General features: G+C 61.7%; 13 protein-coding genes and 1 other RNA gene. 10 read left to right on the top strand and 4 right to left on the bottom strand.

The features are described 5' to 3' along the window. Positions 1-141 precede the first annotated feature (141 nt). Positions 142-1,341, top strand: coding sequence for a multidrug efflux MFS transporter EmrD (gene emrD / locus GWQ31_RS11125; protein WP_275909361.1), 1,200 nt, complete (start codon positions 142-144; stop codon positions 1,339-1,341). Positions 1,342-1,395: 54 nt separating this feature from the next. On the opposite strand, the gene GWQ31_RS11120 is transcribed toward emrD, so the two are convergent. After that, positions 1,396-2,304: a LysR family transcriptional regulator gene (locus tag GWQ31_RS11120; protein ID WP_275909360.1), complete on the bottom strand. Its 909-nt coding sequence runs from the start codon at positions 2,302-2,304 to the stop codon at positions 1,396-1,398. A 180-nt stretch (positions 2,305-2,484) separates the two neighbouring features. Here GWQ31_RS11120 and fdhD point away from each other — a divergent pair, with 180 nt between their 5' ends. Together fdhD and GWQ31_RS11110 are read left to right on the top strand one after the other, a co-directional pair. Beyond that, complete coding sequence (fdhD, locus tag GWQ31_RS11115; RefSeq protein WP_275909359.1) at positions 2,485-3,273, top strand: formate dehydrogenase accessory sulfurtransferase FdhD; 789 nt, start codon at positions 2,485-2,487, stop codon at positions 3,271-3,273. Then, positions 3,260-5,551, top strand: a complete 2,292-nt coding sequence (locus tag GWQ31_RS11110; RefSeq protein WP_275909358.1) for an FdhF/YdeP family oxidoreductase — start codon at positions 3,260-3,262, stop codon at positions 5,549-5,551. The genes fdhD and GWQ31_RS11110 overlap by 14 nt, the downstream gene beginning before the upstream one ends. A gap of 80 nt (positions 5,552-5,631) precedes the next feature. Here the strand turns inward: GWQ31_RS11110 and ssrS are convergent. Both ssrS and zapA read right to left on the bottom strand, forming a co-directional pair. Then, a non-coding RNA gene (ssrS, locus tag GWQ31_RS11105) (6S RNA) lies at positions 5,632-5,814 on the bottom strand. 16 nt (positions 5,815-5,830) lie between these two features. Beyond that, positions 5,831-6,163: a cell division protein ZapA gene (gene zapA / locus GWQ31_RS11100; protein WP_005310350.1), complete on the bottom strand. Its 333-nt coding sequence runs from the start codon at positions 6,161-6,163 to the stop codon at positions 5,831-5,833. A 173-nt stretch (positions 6,164-6,336) separates the two neighbouring features. Here zapA and GWQ31_RS11095 point away from each other — a divergent pair, with 173 nt between their 5' ends. The 6 genes from GWQ31_RS11095 to gcvP all read left to right on the top strand — a co-directional run bounded on the left by GWQ31_RS11095 (position 6,337) and on the right by gcvP (position 14,871). Beyond that, the gene (locus tag GWQ31_RS11095; RefSeq protein ID WP_275909357.1) at positions 6,337-6,906 is read left to right on the top strand and encodes a UPF0149 family protein; all 570 of its coding nucleotides are present in this window, start codon (positions 6,337-6,339) and stop codon (positions 6,904-6,906) included. A 233-nt stretch (positions 6,907-7,139) separates the two neighbouring features. Beyond that, positions 7,140-8,363 carry a 2-octaprenyl-6-methoxyphenyl hydroxylase gene (ubiH, locus tag GWQ31_RS11090; protein ID WP_275909356.1) on the top strand — a complete coding sequence of 408 codons (1,224 nt, stop codon included), beginning with the start codon at positions 7,140-7,142 and terminating at the stop codon, positions 8,361-8,363. Positions 8,364-8,463: 100 nt separating this feature from the next. Continuing rightward, a complete protein-coding gene (locus tag GWQ31_RS11085) occupies positions 8,464-9,699 on the top strand; it encodes an FAD-dependent 2-octaprenylphenol hydroxylase (RefSeq protein WP_275909355.1) in 1,236 nt (411 codons plus the stop codon). A 414-nt stretch (positions 9,700-10,113) separates the two neighbouring features. Further along, positions 10,114-11,211, top strand: coding sequence for a glycine cleavage system aminomethyltransferase GcvT (gene gcvT, locus GWQ31_RS11080; RefSeq protein ID WP_111589704.1), 1,098 nt, complete (start codon positions 10,114-10,116; stop codon positions 11,209-11,211). Positions 11,212-11,301: 90 nt separating this feature from the next. Further along, entirely contained in the window at positions 11,302-11,691 is a 390-nt protein-coding gene (gene gcvH, locus GWQ31_RS11075) for a glycine cleavage system protein GcvH (RefSeq protein WP_275909354.1), read from the top strand. A 303-nt stretch (positions 11,692-11,994) separates the two neighbouring features. Further along, on the top strand, positions 11,995-14,871 hold the full coding sequence (gene gcvP / locus GWQ31_RS11070; protein ID WP_265451864.1) for an aminomethyl-transferring glycine dehydrogenase: 2,877 nt from the start codon (positions 11,995-11,997) through the stop codon (positions 14,869-14,871). A gap of 127 nt (positions 14,872-14,998) precedes the next feature. Here the strand turns inward: gcvP and GWQ31_RS11065 are convergent, their stop codons facing one another. Continuing rightward, positions 14,999-15,244, bottom strand: coding sequence for a hypothetical protein (locus GWQ31_RS11065; RefSeq protein WP_265451863.1), 246 nt, complete (start codon positions 15,242-15,244; stop codon positions 14,999-15,001). Between the two features lie 130 nt (positions 15,245-15,374). On the opposite strand from GWQ31_RS11065, the gene GWQ31_RS11060 reads away from it, so the two are divergent. Further along, positions 15,375-16,658: an MFS transporter gene (locus GWQ31_RS11060; RefSeq protein ID WP_169046339.1), complete on the top strand. Its 1,284-nt coding sequence runs from the start codon at positions 15,375-15,377 to the stop codon at positions 16,656-16,658. The last annotated feature ends 6 nt before the right edge of the window (positions 16,659-16,664 follow it).

The following is a 16,664-nucleotide window of genomic DNA, read 5'->3' as shown; positions in this document are numbered from 1 at the left end:
AGCCAAGGGAGTGTCCTGCTCCCGGCCGGTGCGGGTTCTCCGCCTTGTATTTTCACCTTTGATTGACTCTGTTTTTTGGATCCCCTCTGCAGATTATCTGCCAGGGGAGCGGCAGCTTTTGATGATTTGCGGGACTGAGATATGTATCGGCACAGTTTTTACCCCCTGTTTTTTCTGACCATTCTCATGGTCGCTGTGGGCCAGATGACCCAGACCCTGTATGTGCCCTCCATTCCCATGATGGCGGGGGACTTCAACGTGGCCTCCGGCCAGTTGCAGGCGGTGATGGCCTGTTACCTGATCCCGTACGGGCTCTCCCAGTTTGTCTATGGTCCGCTGTCGGATCGCATTGGCCGTCGCCCCGTGCTGCTTGTCGGCATGATGGTGTTTCTGGTGGGGACACTGACCATTCAGCTGATCCCGAGCTTCACGGCCCTGCTGATCGGCAGCCTGATCCAGGGGCTGGGCACCGGTGCCGGTGGTGCCATGAGCCGGACCGTGATGCGCGACCGCTACAGCGGTGCCGAGCTCAACCGGGCCAACAGTCTGGTGAGCATGGGGGTGATCTTCTCCCCGCTGCTGGCCCCCGTGCTGGGCGGCTGGTTGACCGAGCTGTTCAACTGGCGTGCCGGCTACTGGTTCCTGTTTGGTTTTGGTGCCGTGACTACCCTGGCCCTGCTGGCCTGGTTTGGTGAAACCCTGCCGGTGGCGGCGCGTCAAGAGCGGCTGCGGGTCGGCGCCGCCTACCGCCATGTGCTGGGCAATCCACGCTTTCAGGGCAACCTGCTCTGCCTGATGGCGACCTTTGCAGGGCTTGCCGTGTTTGAAGCGGCGGCAGGCGTGCTGCTGGGCGATGTGCTCAAACTGAGCGCCCGCACCGTCAGCGTATTGTTCGTGCTGCCGCTGCCCGGTTATCTGTTCGGTGCCTGGCTCTCTGCCAAGCTCAGTTTTCGCCTGAGCCAGGGCAAACTGATGCGCCTGGGCATCGCCTTCCTGGCGCTGGGGTCGCTCATCATACTGCTGCCAGGCCTGTTCGGAGTGGTGAGTGCCGCCTCTTTGGTGGGGGGAGCCGCTGTTTACTTCATCGGTAGCGGCATCCTCTATCCGACAGCGACTTCCTGCGCCATTGAACCCTTCCCGGGTCAGGCAGGGACGGCTGGCGCCATTCTTGGCGGGATGCAGAACCTGGGGGCGGGGATAGTCACTCTGCTGGCGGCTTGCTTCCCGATGGAGGGCCAGGTGACCCTGGGGGCCATCATGACGATCATGGTCCTGCTGGTAGCCCTGAGCTTTGCCTGGCTGCGCCACCATGGATCGCCCCACGAGCAGATGGCGACCTGATCCTGTCTGTGCTCCTTGCATAACGAAGAAGCCCGCCATTGGCGGGCTTCTTCGTTATTGCGCCCAGCCTATGGTGGCGTCTTCTGCCACCAGATCCAGAAAGGCCCTCATGGCGGGGGTGATGCTGTGCTGGCGAGTGAGGAAGACGGTGCTGCCGGCTTCGATCGGTTCTAGGGGATGACAGACCAGATCAGAGAGCTGGCTGGCGGAGTGGGCGAGGCCAGCGCTGACGATGGCCCAGCCCAGCTGGTGGCGCACCGCACTCATCAGATGGAACAGGGAGTCTGTCTCCAGCACCACATTCAGGTTTATCCGTGCGCGCTCGGCGGCGAGATCCAGGTATCGGCGAAACTGCATGGCGCGGCTTGGCAGCACCAGTGGCCGGGTTTGCAGACTGGCCAGGGTCATGGGCGCAGAGGAGGGGAGGGGCTCCGCCGCGCCGCGGTTTTTCAATACCGCCATCCGGTTGTGACCTTGAGGGTAAAGGTTGAAGGCGTGCCTGCCGGGTTCACCGGGGGGCTCGTCAAACCCCAAACCTATGTCGCACTGGTGCAGCGCCAGTTGTGACAGCAGGGCTTCGTTGCTCAGCACCGACAGGCGAATGACGATATCTGGGTAGCGCTGCTTGCACCTGGCAATGAGCGGCATGATGTCGACATTGGATTGGGGCACTATGCCGATGCGCAAGGTGCCCGACAGTTCGCCGTGAAACAGCGCCAGCTCCTGCTTGAGCGCCTCCTGTTCGAGCAGCATCCGCTCGGCGTACTGGCGCACCAGCTCGCCCGCCTCGGTGAGGGCGACGAACTGGCTGGTGCGCACCACCAGATCCGTGCCCAGGTTTTTTTCCAGTGCCGTGATGCTGGCCGACAGGGTCGGCTGGGTGATGTGGCAGGCTTTGGCGGCCTTGGCAAAATGCCGATGCCTGGCCAGTTCGTGGAAATAGTGCAGTTGCTTGATGTTCATGGCGGTGTTGCGAGGCGTCTGGCGGGGTGATACTTAAAATTAATCAATTGAAAATTCATCGTCAATAGAGTGATTCTATCGGGAGATAGATTTAATTCATTGGTTTTGCCGGTGCGGCCTCTCTAAACTTGAATGCAGTTTGCATTTTTAGGCCAACCTTTCATGCCTGCAGCCAACCCCATGGTTCAACCTGCCGTCCACCATGCCTTGCCTTCGCTGGATCATCTGGTGGAAGAGGTGGCGGTATCCATCAATATCAATGGCATCAACCATGCGGTGATGATGGCGACACCGGACGATCTCGACGATTTTGCCATAGGATTTCTGTTCTGCGAGTCGATCATCCGGCACAACCACGATGTGCACGATATCCGGGTATTCCCCGCTGAACATGGCTTTGTGCTGGATGTGACCATCGCCAATCGTTGTCTGGCGCAGCTACAGCAGCGTCGGCGCAGGCTGACTGGCGCCACCGGCTGCGGCATCTGCGGGGTGGAGGCGGTCGAGCAGGCATTTCCCCCATTGCAGCCATTGCCGCTCACCCCACCCCTTGATGTCGCCTTGCTGGCCGAACTGCGCCCGCAGATCGCCAGCTGGCAGCTCAAAGGGCAACACTCTGGCGCCCTCCATGCGGCGCTGGCGCTGGATGAGCAGGGGCGGATCCTCCACTGCCGCGAAGATATAGGGCGCCACAATGCCCTCGACAAGCTGATCGGCTTCCTGTTGCGCCAACCACAGGCCTGCGACACCCTGCTGGTGACCAGTCGCTGCGGCAGCGAGCTGGTGCAAAAGGCGGCGCTGTTCGGCGCTCGCCACCTCGTTTGTCTGGCGTCCCCCAGCCAGCTGGCGGTCAGGTTGGCCCTCAAATACAACCTCAACGTCGTCCATATTCCCAAGCTTGATGCCCCGGTCAGCTACTCCAGCTATCGCCCGGCGGATCCCATCGGAGAGTGCCATGAGTCATATTGAAAAGCCTGCCAAAGCAGGCGGTTTTTCGTCCCTGCAGTCCACCATGAAGCAGGTGTTGCGTAGCCAGAAGACCCGCCAGAACATCAAGAATCTGCTGCGGGTCAACCAGACAGACGGCTTCGACTGTCCGGGCTGCGCCTGGGGCGACAACGATCACGGCGCCTTCCAGTTCTGCGAAAATGGCGCCAAGGCGGTGGCCTGGGAATCCACCGGCAAGACGGTGGGGGCCGCGTTTTTTGCGGCCCACTCGGTGCGCCAGCTGGCCACCCAGAGCGACTACTGGCTGGAGTATCAGGGGCGGCTGACCGAGCCCCTGCGCTATAACCCCGCTACCGATCACTATGAACCGATAAGCTGGGATGAGGCCTTTGCGCTGATCGCCGATACCCTCAGGGGGCTCGACAGCCCGGATGAGGTAGAGTTCTACACCTCGGGCCGTGCCAGTAACGAGGCTTCTTACCTTTATCAGCTGTTTGGTCGCCTGTTTGGCACCAACAACTTCCCCGACTGCTCCAACATGTGCCACGAGGCGAGTGGGGTGGCGCTGACTCAGTCGGTCGGCATCGGCAAGGGCACTGTGGTGCTGGATGATTTTGACCGTGCCGAGGCGGTGTTCGTTTATGGCCAGAATCCGGGCACCAACCATCCGCGCATGATGAATGCCCTGCGCAAGGCGGCGCGCAACGGCTGCAAGATTGTCAGCTTCAACAACCTCAAAGAGGTGGCCCTCGAGCGTTTTGCCAGTCCGCAGAGCCCGCTGGAACTGCTGACCCCGGCGGCGACCACCATCAGCCACCAATACCTGACGCCCAAACTGGGCGGCGACATGGCTGCCATCCGTGGCATGGCCAAGTACATGCTGGAAGAGGCGCCCGAGGTGGTGGATCGCGACTTTATCGCCCGCCATACCCGCCACTTTGATGAATACGAAGCGCAGGTGCGCGCCACAGGCTGGGCCGAGATCGAGCAGCAATCCGGCCTGACTCGCGCCGATATAGTGCTGGCGGCCCGTGTGTTTGCCGCCAGCCGCAGCGTCATCAGCTGCTGGGCCATGGGGCTGACCCAGCATCTGCACTCGGTCGACACCATCCGTGAAATCGTCAACCTGCACCTGATGCGTGGCCAGATGGGCAAGCCGGGGGCGGGGCTCTGTCCGGTACGGGGCCACAGCAACGTACAGGGCAACCGCACCATGGGGATCAACGAGAAGCCGACCGCGGCCTTTATCGACCGGCTCGAGCGTCACCTGCAGGTGAGCCTGCCGCGGGCTCGTGGTCACAACGTCTATGAGGCGCTCAAGGCGCTGCACGAGGGCAAGAGCAAGGTGCTCATCTGCTTGGGCGGCAACCTGGCCGCCGCAGCACCAGACACCGACTTCACTTATGGGGCCATGAAGAGGGCCGAGCTCAATGTGCAGATCAGCACCAAGCTCAACCGCAGTCATCTGCAGGTGGGCAAGGCGGCGCTGATCCTGCCCTGCCTAGGCCGAACCGAGCTCGATATCCAGCGCACAGGCAACCAGAAGATCACGGTGGAGGATACCTTCAGCATGGTGCACGCTTCGACCGGTACGGCCGAGCCGGTGTCGCCACTCTGCTTGTCAGAGACCGACATAGTGGTGCGGATGGCCCACGCTACCTTGGGCAGCGAGCGGGTCGATTGGCTGGGCCTGCGCGATGACTATGGCCGCATTCGCGACCTCATCGAGCAGACCATCGCAGGATTCACCGATTTCAATGCCCGCATCCAGCAGCCGTGTGGCTTTCATCTGGACAACGCCGCGGCGCAACTGACGTGGAATACCGCCAGCGGCAGCGCCGAGTTTCGCGCCAGCACCCTGCCGCGCTCTGTGCTACCGGAGTGTACCCGCCATGCCGAACAGATGAGCGACCAGCCGGTGTTGCTGCTGCAAAGCCTGCGATCCCACGATCAGTACAACACCACCATCTATGGCATGGATGATCGCTATCGCGGCATCAAGGGCCAGCGCAACGTGGTGTTCATGAACGGGGCGGATGCCCGTCGTCTCGGTTTTGCCGAAGGGGATCGGGTCGATATGGCGGCCATCTGCAACGATGGGCGCGAGCGGATTGTTACCGGATTCAACGTGGTGATCTACGAGATCCCGCAGGGCAATATCGCGGCCTACTATCCCGAAACCAACCCGCTGGTGCCCATCGACAGTATCGGCGAGGGCTCGTTTACCCCCACCTCCAAGTCGATACCCGTGCTGGTCACCGCCACCCGTCAGCAGGACAATCTGTTGCTGAGCAAATGAGATAGCACTGCCGTGCCGGTTGCTGAGTGATCTTCAAGCAAAGAAAAAGCCCGTCATCGTGATGACGGGCTTTTTGCTGTTGGTACCCCGGAGATGCCGTTGCCGGTTTGGGCCCTTGAACCGTAGGTTCAAGGCGGGAATCGAATCTGACCGCAGGCTTCTCGGTCGTGCCGAGCATGCGCAATAGCCAGAAGGCCGATCCCCTGTTGGGTATGATTATCGGCTCGGGGACTTGAACCGGCTGACGCACATCCCAGGGAATTTTAAAACGTTGCGCGATTAGGGCTGCTGGCCCTGTTCGCTGGATTCGCCATACTGTCCGTGTTCGATCAGCGCCGCTTCTATGGTGCGTTGCAGCATCTTGATCCGCTTGTCCATAGTCTCAGAGTATTGGTGATTCTTCTCTTTTTCAAGGCAGAGCTCATGGCAAAAATTGAGTGCTGCCATCACCGCCAGCTGTTCGTTGCTGGAGACCTTGGAGCGCTGACGCAGCTCTATGAGTTTGTCAGTCAGCTGGTCGGCGGCCTGGCGCAGGGCGTCCTGCTGTCCCAAGGGACAGGATACCTTGTAGGGACGTCCCAAAATGACGATTTCTACGGCCTCTGTGCTCATGCCTTCCTCAATACGGCGGTGCTGATTTCCGCCTTTATCCACGTGGACAACTGGGCGGGACTATATAGCGCAGATGCAGAAGTTTCAAGGCCTTGCTGGCTCTGGAAGGGGGAGAATGCTAGGATCCTGACCATTAATTCTGCATATTTGCCTGAACTTTGAGCGGATCTTCGATGAGCAAAACGAACCCCCTGAAATACACGGCCGTGGCCGACCTGATGGAACAGCATGAGCTGATGGCAACGGCGGTGGAGGCCCATGGCGTGATCTGCGGTCTCGTCTGCGGTGGCGTGGCACTGGATGACAATAGCTGGTTGCCGCCTTTCAACGATCTGGTCAACGACGGTTTCGGCCTGCCGGCCCCGGTGCGCCAGGTGATGACAGATCTCTATCACGAGATAGTCGAGAGCCTGATGGCCCAGAAGGGTGTCGAGCTGCTGCTGCCAAGCGACGAGGCGCCGCTCGACGAGCGTATCGATTCGCTGGTGGACTGGTCCCAGGCATTCCTGGCCGGTTTTGGTGTGGCGCAGCAGGAGCTGTCCAAAGCGTCTGAAGAGTTGCAGGAGATGATCCAGGACATCGCCAGCATCACCCAGGTTTCTGCCGAGTTCGATCAGGAGGATGACGAGAACGAAGCCTCCTTCCTGGTGCTCTACGAGCATGTGCGTCTGGGGGTCATGATGACCTTCGAGGAGTTTGGCAAACGCCCGGATACCCCGATCGCACCGCCGACCTTGCATTGATTGTCCCTTGCGATCGTCACTGCGACAGAAACAGCATAAAACAACGCAGAGCGCCCAGGTGGCGCTCTGCTTTTATCCGGCCGGGTTGCATTGCAGGTGTCGGCTTGCTGGTATAGTCCGGCAGGTTTTCGATTGCGTCATGGCCGCCCCCCAATTTTTGCCCATGGCTTCGCATCCTGGCCCACTGCTTTGTGATAGCATGAGGCCACGTTTTAGCTTCCCCCTCTCATCTCATGTCTCAATCTGATCTGGTTCACGTCGATGTGGCTATCGTCGGCGGTGGAATGAGTGGCGCCGTGCTGGCGCTCTCCCTCGCAGCGCTACGAGGTGCTGATGGCAAGCCCCTGCAGATCCTGCTGCTGGAGGCAAGTGCCCCCGAGCTCACGCTTCACCCTGGCTTCGATGCCCGTGCCATAGCGCTCTCTGCAGGCACCTGCGAGGCGCTTGCCCGCCACGGACTCTGGCCTCGCTTTGCCCCTCACTGCTCCCCCATCACCCAGGTTCATGTCTCGGATCGGGGCCATGGCGGTCAGGCCAGGCTGTCGGCGACGGAATATGGTTTGCCCGCGCTCGGTCAGGTGATCGAGCTGTCGGCAGCAGGGCTTGAGCTGCAACAGGCGATCGCGGCCTGCCCGCAGATCCGGATGCAGTGCCCGGCCATGCTGGCCAGGGTCGAGCCGCGGGAAGAGGGGGTGGATTTACTGCTGGCCAGCGGTGAGCGTTACCAGACCCGACTGCTGGTGGCGGCCGATGGCGGCAACTCCTTCGTGCGCCAGCACTTCAAGATGGCGGTGACCCGCCACGACTTTGAGCAGAGCGCCATCATAGCTACCGTCAAGACGGCGCAGGATCCTGCCGGTCGGGCGTTCGAGCGCTTCACCGAGGGGGGCCCGCTGGCCTTGTTGCCGATGCAGGAGGGGCTCTCCTCTCTGGTGTGGAGCGTCGGGCGGGATCAGGTGGATGAACTGATGGCGCTCGATGAAGCCGCGTTTCTCGCCCGGCTGCAGCAGGCGTTTGGCTGGCGGCTGGGGCGCTTCGAGCGGGCCGGTCAGCGCCACGTTTATCCGCTGGTGCTGACGGCGGCTGACTATCCACTGGCCCAGCGCACAGTGCTGGTGGGCAATGCCGCTCACCTGCTGCACCCTATCGCAGGGCAGGGCTTCAACCTCGGCATGCGCGACCTTGACCTGCTCACCCAGGCGGTTGCTCGTGCGCTTGCTGTGGGGGAGGACATCGGCAGTTTCGGCGTGCTGAGCGGCTACTGGCAGCAACGCAAGGAGGATCAGGCCAAGACCATCTGGCTTACCTCCTCCCTGGCCGAGCTCTTCTCCAATGGCCACGATCCGCTGGTGGCGGGCCGCAACCTGGCGCTCTCTCTGATGGGACGGCTGGCTTGCCTCAAGGCGCCGCTGGCCTCCCGTACCCTGGGGTTTGTGGCCGACCTGTGCCGTAAATGAGGGGCGCCGCCCACCCGCGGCGATCCATTGCGAATTGAAAGGGGCTATGCCAACGGGCGTCCCCTGCTGACCCGGCGGTCAGCCACGAAAGGAACAGATGATGCAGATGCAAAATGTGGATGTGGTGATTGTGGGGGGCGGCATGGTGGGCCTGGGGCTCGCCGCCGCCCTTAAAAACAGTGCCCTGAGCGTGGCCGTGGTGGAGGGACAGTTGCCCGATCCTGCGCTCGGGGACGCGCCGGACAACCGGGTCAGTGCCCTGAGTCTGGCCAGCCAGCGCATCTTGCAGCAGGTCGGCGCCTGGGCCGGGATAGCGGCGCGCCGCCTGCAGCCCTACGAGAAGATGCAGGTGTGGGAGCAGGACAGCTTCGGCCAGATTGGTTTTGATGCCGCCAGCCTGCGCCAGGGGGCGCTCGGCCACATAGTCGAGAATCGGGTCATCCAGTTGGCGCTGCTGGAGGCGATCCTCGGTGACAGTAACGGGGAGGAGAGCAACATCAGCCTGCTGAGCCCCGCCCGGGCAGCCAGCCTGCAAAGTGGCGAGGCGGGGTCACTCCTGCTGCTGGATGATGGTCGTGCCCTGTCGGCCAAGCTGGTGGTGGCCGCCGATGGTGCTCACTCCTGGGTGCGCCGCCAGGCGGACATTCCGCTCACCAGCTGGGATTACGGCCACCATGCCCTGGTGGCGACGGTGCGCTGTGCCGAGCCCCATGAGGCGGTTGCCCGCCAGATCTTCACCCCGGATGGCCCGCTCGCCTTCCTGCCCCTGTGGCAACCCAATCTCTGCTCCATCGTCTGGTCCGTGCCCGCCACCCGGGCCGAAGCGCTGTGTGCCTGCGATGATGAACAGTTCAACCGCCAGCTCACCACCGCCTTCGATGGCCGGCTGGGATTGTGCAAGGTGGAAGGGGCGCGCAGCGCCATCCCGCTCACCGCCCGCTATGCCCGCGACTTCGCCCGCGAGCGGCTGGTGCTGGTGGGGGATGCTGCCCACACCATACATCCGCTGGCGGGGCAGGGGGTCAACCTCGGCCTGCTGGATGCGGCGGCGCTGGCCGAGCAGATAGTGCAGAGTCAGCGCGCTGGCATTGATATCGGTCTGCTGGCCAACCTGCGTGGCTACGAGCGCTGGCGCAAGAGCGAGGCGGCCCGGATGCTGGCGGCGATGGAAGGGCTCAAGCGACTGTTCAGCGGGGCCAACCCCCTCAAGAAGCTGGTACGCGGGGTGGGATTGTGCGCCTTCGATGCGCTGGCGCCACTCAAGCAGGGGGTGATCCGGGCGGCCATGGGGCTCGATGGCGAACTGCCCGCGCTGGCCAAAGGTGAAAAAATCTAATACTACTCAGGTTTTTTACAACAAAACTAATGTGATGAGGCTGATGACCCATTTTGGGCATCAGCCTTTAATCTGGGTGGCAGGCGAAACGTTTTTCTTCAAATTGTGACGAAACGGTAAAAATCAAAATTTAATCTCGTGTGAGTCGCTGTTCGACTGTTTTTATCACTGTTTTTACCTTAGTGTCTGGGGTCTGTTTACTGGCGGTGGATTAGTTTTTTTTGAGCGGCGTGCTCGCCCTCTTGTCATATAATCCGCTGCGTTCAAGGAATCACTCTTGCCCTGCGGGGCTGGAACGAGCACAGACTCCGACTGTCTCTTCTCTTTCTGTTGCACAGGCGATTGACCGTACTGTTGGCTGTCAGAGGAAGGCGGATTGCGAGTGTTGTCGCGAACGCTTAAGGAAACACAGCGATGATCCAGACTACAGTACTGCATCCCAAGCACCTGGAAGCCGGCGCCAAAATGGTGGACTTCCACGGTTGGGAAATGCCCATCAACTACGGCTCCCAGCTGGAAGAGCACCACGCGGTGCGCACCGATGCCGGCATGTTCGACGTCTCCCACATGACCATAGTCGACTTGACCGGTGAACGGGTCAAAGCCTTCCTGCAACACCTGCTGGCCAACGACGTGGCCAAACTCACAGTCCCGGGCAAGGCCCTCTACAGCGGCATGCTCAACCCCGATGGCGGCGTCATCGATGACCTCATTACCTATTATCTGACCGATACCTTCTACCGTCTGGTGGTGAACTCCGCCACTCGCGAGAAGGATCTGACCTGGATCCGCCACCACGCCATCGACTTTGCCGTGAACGTGACCGAACGCCCCGAGCTCGCCATGATCGCGGTGCAGGGCCCCAACGCCAAGGCCAAGGCGGCCAAGGTGTTCACCCCTGAGCAGAACGCGGCAGTGGAAGGCATGAAGCCCTTCTTCGGCGTGCAGGCAGGGGATCTCTTTATCGCCACCACCGGCTACACAGGTGAAGACGGTTATGAAATCGTGGTGCCGCAAGAGAAGGCGTGCGACCTGTGGCAGGCGCTGCTGGATAACGGCGTGGCCCCTTGCGGGCTGGGCGCGCGGGATACCCTGCGTCTCGAAGCCGGCATGAACCTCTACAGCCAGGATATGGACGAAAGCATCAGCCCGCTCGCCGCCAACATGGCCTGGACCCTGGCCTTCGAACCGGCCTCCCGCCAGTTTATCGGTCGCGCCGCGCTGGAAGCACAAAAAGCGGCGGGTACCCAGCCCAAGCAGGTCGGTCTGGTGATGGAAGAGAAGGGCGTACTGCGTGCCGGCATGCCGGTCACCTTCACCACCGCCAGCGGCGAGAAACGGGAAGGTGTGATCACCTCCGGCTCTTTCTCGCCGACCCTGGGCTACAGTATTGCCCTGGCGCGGGTGCCCCGCGATATCGGCGAGCAGGCCGAGGTAGAGATCCGCAAGAAGCTGGTCACCGTCAAGGTCACCAAGCCCGCTTTCGTGCGCAACGGCCAGAAACTGGTGTAACAACCCCATTGCGGCGAAGGGGATTGCCTTCGCCAGTACCCCTTGTACCCCCTCCAGGTACAAGTGATCCAAGTGAATAAGGAAGCACAAATGAGCCATATCCCGAGCGAACTGAAATATGCCACCTCCCACGAGTGGATCCGTGTTGAAGCCAACGGCGAGGCCGTGGTCGGTATCACAGAGCACGCCCAGGATCTGCTGGGAGACATGGTATTTGTCGACCAGCCGGAAGTGGGCAAGCAAATTGGTGCCGGTGATGACTGCGCCGTGGCCGAGTCGGTCAAGGCCGCCTCTGACATCTACAGCCCGGTGAGTGGCGAGATTGTTGCCGTCAACGAAGAGCTGGAAGGCAGCCCTGAGCTGGTCAACTCAGACCCCTACGGCGCTGGCTGGCTGTTCCGCATCAAGCTGGACGATGCGGGTGAGCTCGCCAACCTGCTGGATGCCGAAGGCTACCAGAACCTGGTGGACGAAGAGTAATGCCCCCGGGCCCTGCCAACACGGCAGGGCCCGTTTGTATGTCTGCCAGCCGGACCCGTACCGGCCGGCATCAGGGTGAAGTCGCCCGCGCCCGCCGCTTGCAGGTATTGCCTGCCATCGGGCCAATCTGTTTGTGCGCCAGGTTATGCGTAACAAGGTGACCCCCTGTCGATGCTGTCGCAGCATCAGGTACCGCACTGTGCACACTGCCTGCGGTATTCAGAACATGAGTGGAGTCGGTATCAGCCGGCTATCAGGAACATCAGGTCTTGGTTACCAGGACTTATTACCAGGAATAGGGAAATGACCCAGTCACTGTTTGAACTCGAACAAAAAACCGATTTCATCCGCCGCCACATAGGCCCGGGTGAGGAAGAGCTGCGTGTGCTGCTGGCCGAGGTGGGCGCCGAGAGTCTGGATGACCTGATTGAGCAGACGGTCCCCGCCGCCATTCGCCGTCCGGGTTCGCTTGGCATTGGTGCCTCCATGACCGAAGTGGAAGCCCTGGCCAAGCTCAAGGGCTACGCCGCCCAGAACAAGATCGCCAAGAGCTACATCGGCATGGGTTATCACGATACCCATGTGCCCCATGTCATCTTGCGCAACGTGCTGGAAAATCCGGGCTGGTATACCGCCTACACCCCGTATCAGCCGGAGCTGGCTCAGGGCCGCCTCGAAGCCCTGCTCAACTTCCAGCAGCTCACGCTGGACTTGACTGGCATGGATCTCGCCAGCGCCTCCCTGCTGGATGAAGCCACCGCCGCTGCCGAAGCCATGGCGCTGGCCAAGCGCATGGCCAAGTCCAAGTCTCATCTCTTCTTCGTGGCCGATGACGTGCACCCGCAGGTGATCGATGTGGTCAAGGAGCGCGCCGTGCACTTTGGCTTCGACGTGGTTGTCGGCCCTGCCAGCGAGGCGGTGAGCGAAGAGGTGTTCGGTGCCCTGTTCCAGTACCCCACCACCACGGGGGAAGTGAAGGATGTAGGGGCGCTGGTCGCCGCCGTGCAAGCCCAGAAGGGGCTGGCCTGCGTCAGCGCCGACCTGCTCTCCTTGCTGTTGCTCAAATCCCCGGGTGAACTGGGCGCCGACGTGGTGTTCGGCTCCGCCCAGCGCTTCGGCGTGCCCATGGGTTACGGTGGCCCCCACGCCGCTTTCTTCGCCACCCGCGACGCCTACAAACGTTCCATGCCGGGTCGCATCATAGGCGTTTCCAAGGACGCCCGTGGCAAGAGTGCTCTGCGCATGGCGATGCAGACCCGCGAGCAACATATCCGCCGCGAGAAGGCCAACTCCAATATCTGTACCGCCCAGGTGCTCTTGGCCAACATGGCGAGCTTCTACGCCGTCTACCACGGCCCGGTGGGACTGAAAACCATCGCCTCCCGCGTGCACCGTCTCACCAGCATCCTGGCGCTGGGGCTTAAAACCAAGGGCGTGGCCCTCAAACATGCCAGCTGGTTCGATACGCTTACCGTGCTGACCGCCGACAAGGCGGCACTGATCGCCAAAGCCGAAGGGCTTGGTATCAACCTGCGTGCCGATCTGGATGGTGCCGTGGGCGTATCTCTCTCCGAGACCACCACTCGTGGCGACGTGGCCGAGCTGTTCGATCTCTTCCTCGGCAAGGGCCACGGCCTGGACGTGGAGGCGCTCGACAAGGCGGCCCAGACCCATCAGGGCATCCCGCAGGATCTGCTGCGCACCGACGCCGTGCTGACCCACGAGGTGTTCAACAAGTATCACTCCGAGACCGAGATGCTGCGTTACATCCACCGTCTCGAAGCCAAGGATCTGGCGCTCAACTACGCCATGATTTCCCTGGGTTCTTGCACCATGAAGCTCAACGCCACCGCCGAGATGATCCCGGTGACCTGGCCCGAGTTCGGCAAGCTGCACCCGTTCGCCCCGCTGGCGCAAGCCAAGGGCTACCAGCTGCTGCTGGCCGACCTCGAAGACTGGCTGGTGAAGGTGACAGGTTACGATGCGGTCTGCATGCAGCCGAACTCAGGCGCCCAGGGCGAGTACGCAGGCTTGCTCGCCATCAAGAAGTACCACGAGTCCCGTGGCGAGGGGCATCGCGACATCTGCCTGATCCCAGCTTCTGCCCACGGCACCAACCCGGCCTCTGCCCAGATGGCGGGGCTCAAGGTGATCGTCACCGCCTGTGACAAGTCCGGCAACGTGGATCTCGACGACCTGCGCGCCAAGGCGGCCGAGGCGGGGGAGAAGCTTAGCTGCCTGATGGTGACCTATCCCTCCACCCACGGAGTGTACGAGGAGACCATCAAGGAGGTGTGCGACATCGTTCACCAGCAGGGTGGTCAGGTCTACCTCGACGGCGCCAATATGAACGCGCAAGTCGGGTTGACGGCTCCGGGCTTTATCGGGGCTGATGTCTCTCACCTCAACCTGCACAAGACCTTCGCCATTCCTCACGGCGGTGGCGGCCCGGGCATGGGCCCCATCGGCGTGAAGAAACACCTGGCACCCTTTGTGGCCGGCCACGCCGTGGTCAAGACCGACAAGGAGAGCCGCAACAACGGCGCCGTGTCGGCGGCACCGTTCGGCTCTGCCAGCATCCTGCCCATCAGCTGGATGTATATCGCCATGCTGGGTGACGAGGGGCTGAAGAAATCGACTCAGGTGGCCATCCTCAACGCTAACTATCTGGCCAAGAAGCTGGGTGAATCCTTCCCCGTGCTCTATTCCGGGCGCAACGGTCGGGTGGCTCACGAATGCATCCTGGATATCCGTCCGCTGAAAGAGGCGTCCGGCATCAGCGAGATGGACGTGGCCAAGCGGCTGATGGACTACGGCTTCCACGCGCCGACCATGAGCTTCCCGGTAGCGGGCACCCTGATGGTCGAGCCGACGGAATCCGAATCCAAGCGCGAGCTGGATCGCTTCGTCGAGGCGATGACCGCCATCCGTGCCGAGATTGCCAAGGTGCAGGACGGTCACTGGAGCCTGACCGACAACCCGCTGGTCAACGCGCCGCACACCCAGGATGACGTGATGGACGGTGAGTGGAACCGTGGTTACAGCCGTGCCGAGGCGGTGTTCCCGTCCGACGCCGTGCGCGCAGCCAAACTGTGGCCGTCAGTGAATCGCATCGACGATGTATACGGCGATCGCAACCTGTTCTGCGCCTGCATCCCCACCGAAGATTACGCCAAGTAATAGCGGCGCAGAGTGAATGAGGGTTAGCTACCCGATAAAACCAAGGCCACCCCAGCGGGTGGCCTTGTTGTTTATGGTGAATGCCTGACATGACATCACGCAGGAGTCTTCGCAACCTAGGGTTGCGTCAGGACTTGGCCGGTGCAAGCAGGGCCAGGGCTTTGGCCAGGGTATCAACGGATGCCTGATGCTTGCCCGCCTTGTGCAAGGTTTCCCCTTCGGCGCGCAGCTTTTTCACCTCGGTCAATTGCTCTGCACTGAGGGCCGGGCCTTTGGCGAGGGCGTCATCGATGCTCTTCATGTCTGCGGGGCAGTGAAAGGCGAGGGCATTGCCGGCAAAGAGCAGGCCGGTCATCAGCAGTTTGGTTTTCATGTTTGTTACCTCAAGGAGGGGGCTCATCAAGGATAGTGCGCCCTTTGCAGGACCGGTTGGGTTGATGTGGGCAGGAAGCAAGCGGTACCATGGCTGTTTAGCTCATTAATGAGCCACACAGGGAGACCCAATGTCACTCACAAGGTTGCTGTCACCCTTGGCCAGTCTGGTGATTTTTATTCTGGGCCACGGCATGTTCAATACCCTGCTGACGGTACGCCTCTCGGCCGAGCAGGTGTCGGTGCAAGCCATAGGCCTGGTGTCGGCTGCCTATTTTGGCGGTCTGGTGCTGGGCGCTTTCGTCAATGCGCGCCTCATTATCCGGGTGGGTCATATCCGGGCCTATGCGGCCTACGCCTCCCTGCTCTGTTTTCTGTTCCTGCTGCACGGCATGGTAGTGGAACCCGTCAGCTGGGCGGCGCTGCGGCTGGTGGGGGGCTTTGCCACCGGCGGTCTGTTCGTGGTGCTGGAGTCCTGGATGCTGGTCTCTAGTTCCCCGGCCAACCGGGGGCGGCTGATGTCGCTCTACATGATACTGCTCTACGGATCCCTGGCCATGGGCCAGTTGCTGCTCAAGTGGGTGGATCCCATGGTGCTGACACCGTTTGCCCTGTGTGCCATGGCGGCCACCCTGTCGGTGGTGCCGCTTGCGCTCTCCCGGGTGGCCACACCGGCCATGGTGGCACCGCAACCGGTCGGGGTGATCGAGCTGGTGCGGCTCACCCCGGCGGGCATGGGCAGCAGCTTCACCTCAGGCCTCATCCTCGGCGCCATCTACGGTCTGTTGCCGCTTTATTTTACCGATAGCGGGGCTTCGCTTTCGCGGGTGGCGGACATGATGGCGCTGGTGATCCTGGGGGGCATGTGCCTGCAGTATCCCATTGGCCGCATCTCTGATCGCTATGACCGGCGGCTGGTGATCCTGCTGCTCAGTGCCGTACTGACCCTGCTTGCTTTGCTGATGGTGTTGTTGCCCGAGGATTGGCGCGAGCCGATCGCCGGCGTCCTGGTGTTCTTGCTGGGGGGGATGGCGTTCTCCATTTATCCCCTGAGTCTGAGCCATGCCTGCGATGAGCTGCGCCCGGATCAGGTGTTGGGGGCCAATCAGGGGTTGCTGCTCGCCTACAGTTTGGGCGCCATGATAGGGCCATTGCTGGCGCCTTTTGTCATGATGCAGTTCGGGCCACAGGGGCTGTTTGTCTACTTTGCCCTGTGCGGCGCCCTGCTGACGGCGTATCTGGGCTGGCGCAAGCGGCAGCGGGCACCCATTCCACTGGCCGAGCATCAGGTGTTCATGCCGGTACCGCCCAATACTCCCATGACAGCGGAGCTGGAGCCGAGAACGGATCTGGAAGGGGAAGCTGTGCCGGCGACCTTTGCCACGCCCGAGGCGGAGGATGTGAAGACCAACTAGCGCTTG

Origin of the sequence: Aeromonas sp. 2MA4 (genome assembly GCF_029237305.1) — a bacterium.
GTDB lineage: Bacteria > Pseudomonadota > Gammaproteobacteria > Enterobacterales > Aeromonadaceae > Aeromonas > Aeromonas salmonicida.
The sequence above is the reverse complement of the archived record's forward strand: the minus strand, read 5'-3'. Positions and strand labels throughout refer to the sequence as shown.

Bases quoted from the DNA above. Each gene is read 5' to 3' on its own strand.
- emrD (WP_275909361.1), top strand. From the start codon at position 142: ATGTATCGGCACAGTTTTTACCCCCTGTTTTTTCTGACCATTCTCATG.
- GWQ31_RS11120 (WP_275909360.1), bottom strand. From the start codon at position 2,304: ATGAACATCAAGCAACTGCACTATTTCCACGAACTGGCCAGGCATCGG.
- fdhD (WP_275909359.1), top strand. From the start codon at position 2,485: ATGGTTCAACCTGCCGTCCACCATGCCTTGCCTTCGCTGGATCATCTG.
- GWQ31_RS11110 (WP_275909358.1), top strand. From the start codon at position 3,260: ATGAGTCATATTGAAAAGCCTGCCAAAGCAGGCGGTTTTTCGTCCCTG.
- zapA (WP_005310350.1), bottom strand. From the start codon at position 6,163: ATGAGCACAGAGGCCGTAGAAATCGTCATTTTGGGACGTCCCTACAAG.
- GWQ31_RS11095 (WP_275909357.1), top strand. From the start codon at position 6,337: ATGAGCAAAACGAACCCCCTGAAATACACGGCCGTGGCCGACCTGATG.
- ubiH (WP_275909356.1), top strand. From the start codon at position 7,140: ATGTCTCAATCTGATCTGGTTCACGTCGATGTGGCTATCGTCGGCGGT.
- GWQ31_RS11085 (WP_275909355.1), top strand. From the start codon at position 8,464: ATGCAGATGCAAAATGTGGATGTGGTGATTGTGGGGGGCGGCATGGTG.
- gcvT (WP_111589704.1), top strand. From the start codon at position 10,114: ATGATCCAGACTACAGTACTGCATCCCAAGCACCTGGAAGCCGGCGCC.
- gcvH (WP_275909354.1), top strand. From the start codon at position 11,302: ATGAGCCATATCCCGAGCGAACTGAAATATGCCACCTCCCACGAGTGG.
- gcvP (WP_265451864.1), top strand. From the start codon at position 11,995: ATGACCCAGTCACTGTTTGAACTCGAACAAAAAACCGATTTCATCCGC.
- GWQ31_RS11065 (WP_265451863.1), bottom strand. From the start codon at position 15,244: ATGAAAACCAAACTGCTGATGACCGGCCTGCTCTTTGCCGGCAATGCC.
- GWQ31_RS11060 (WP_169046339.1), top strand. From the start codon at position 15,375: ATGTCACTCACAAGGTTGCTGTCACCCTTGGCCAGTCTGGTGATTTTT.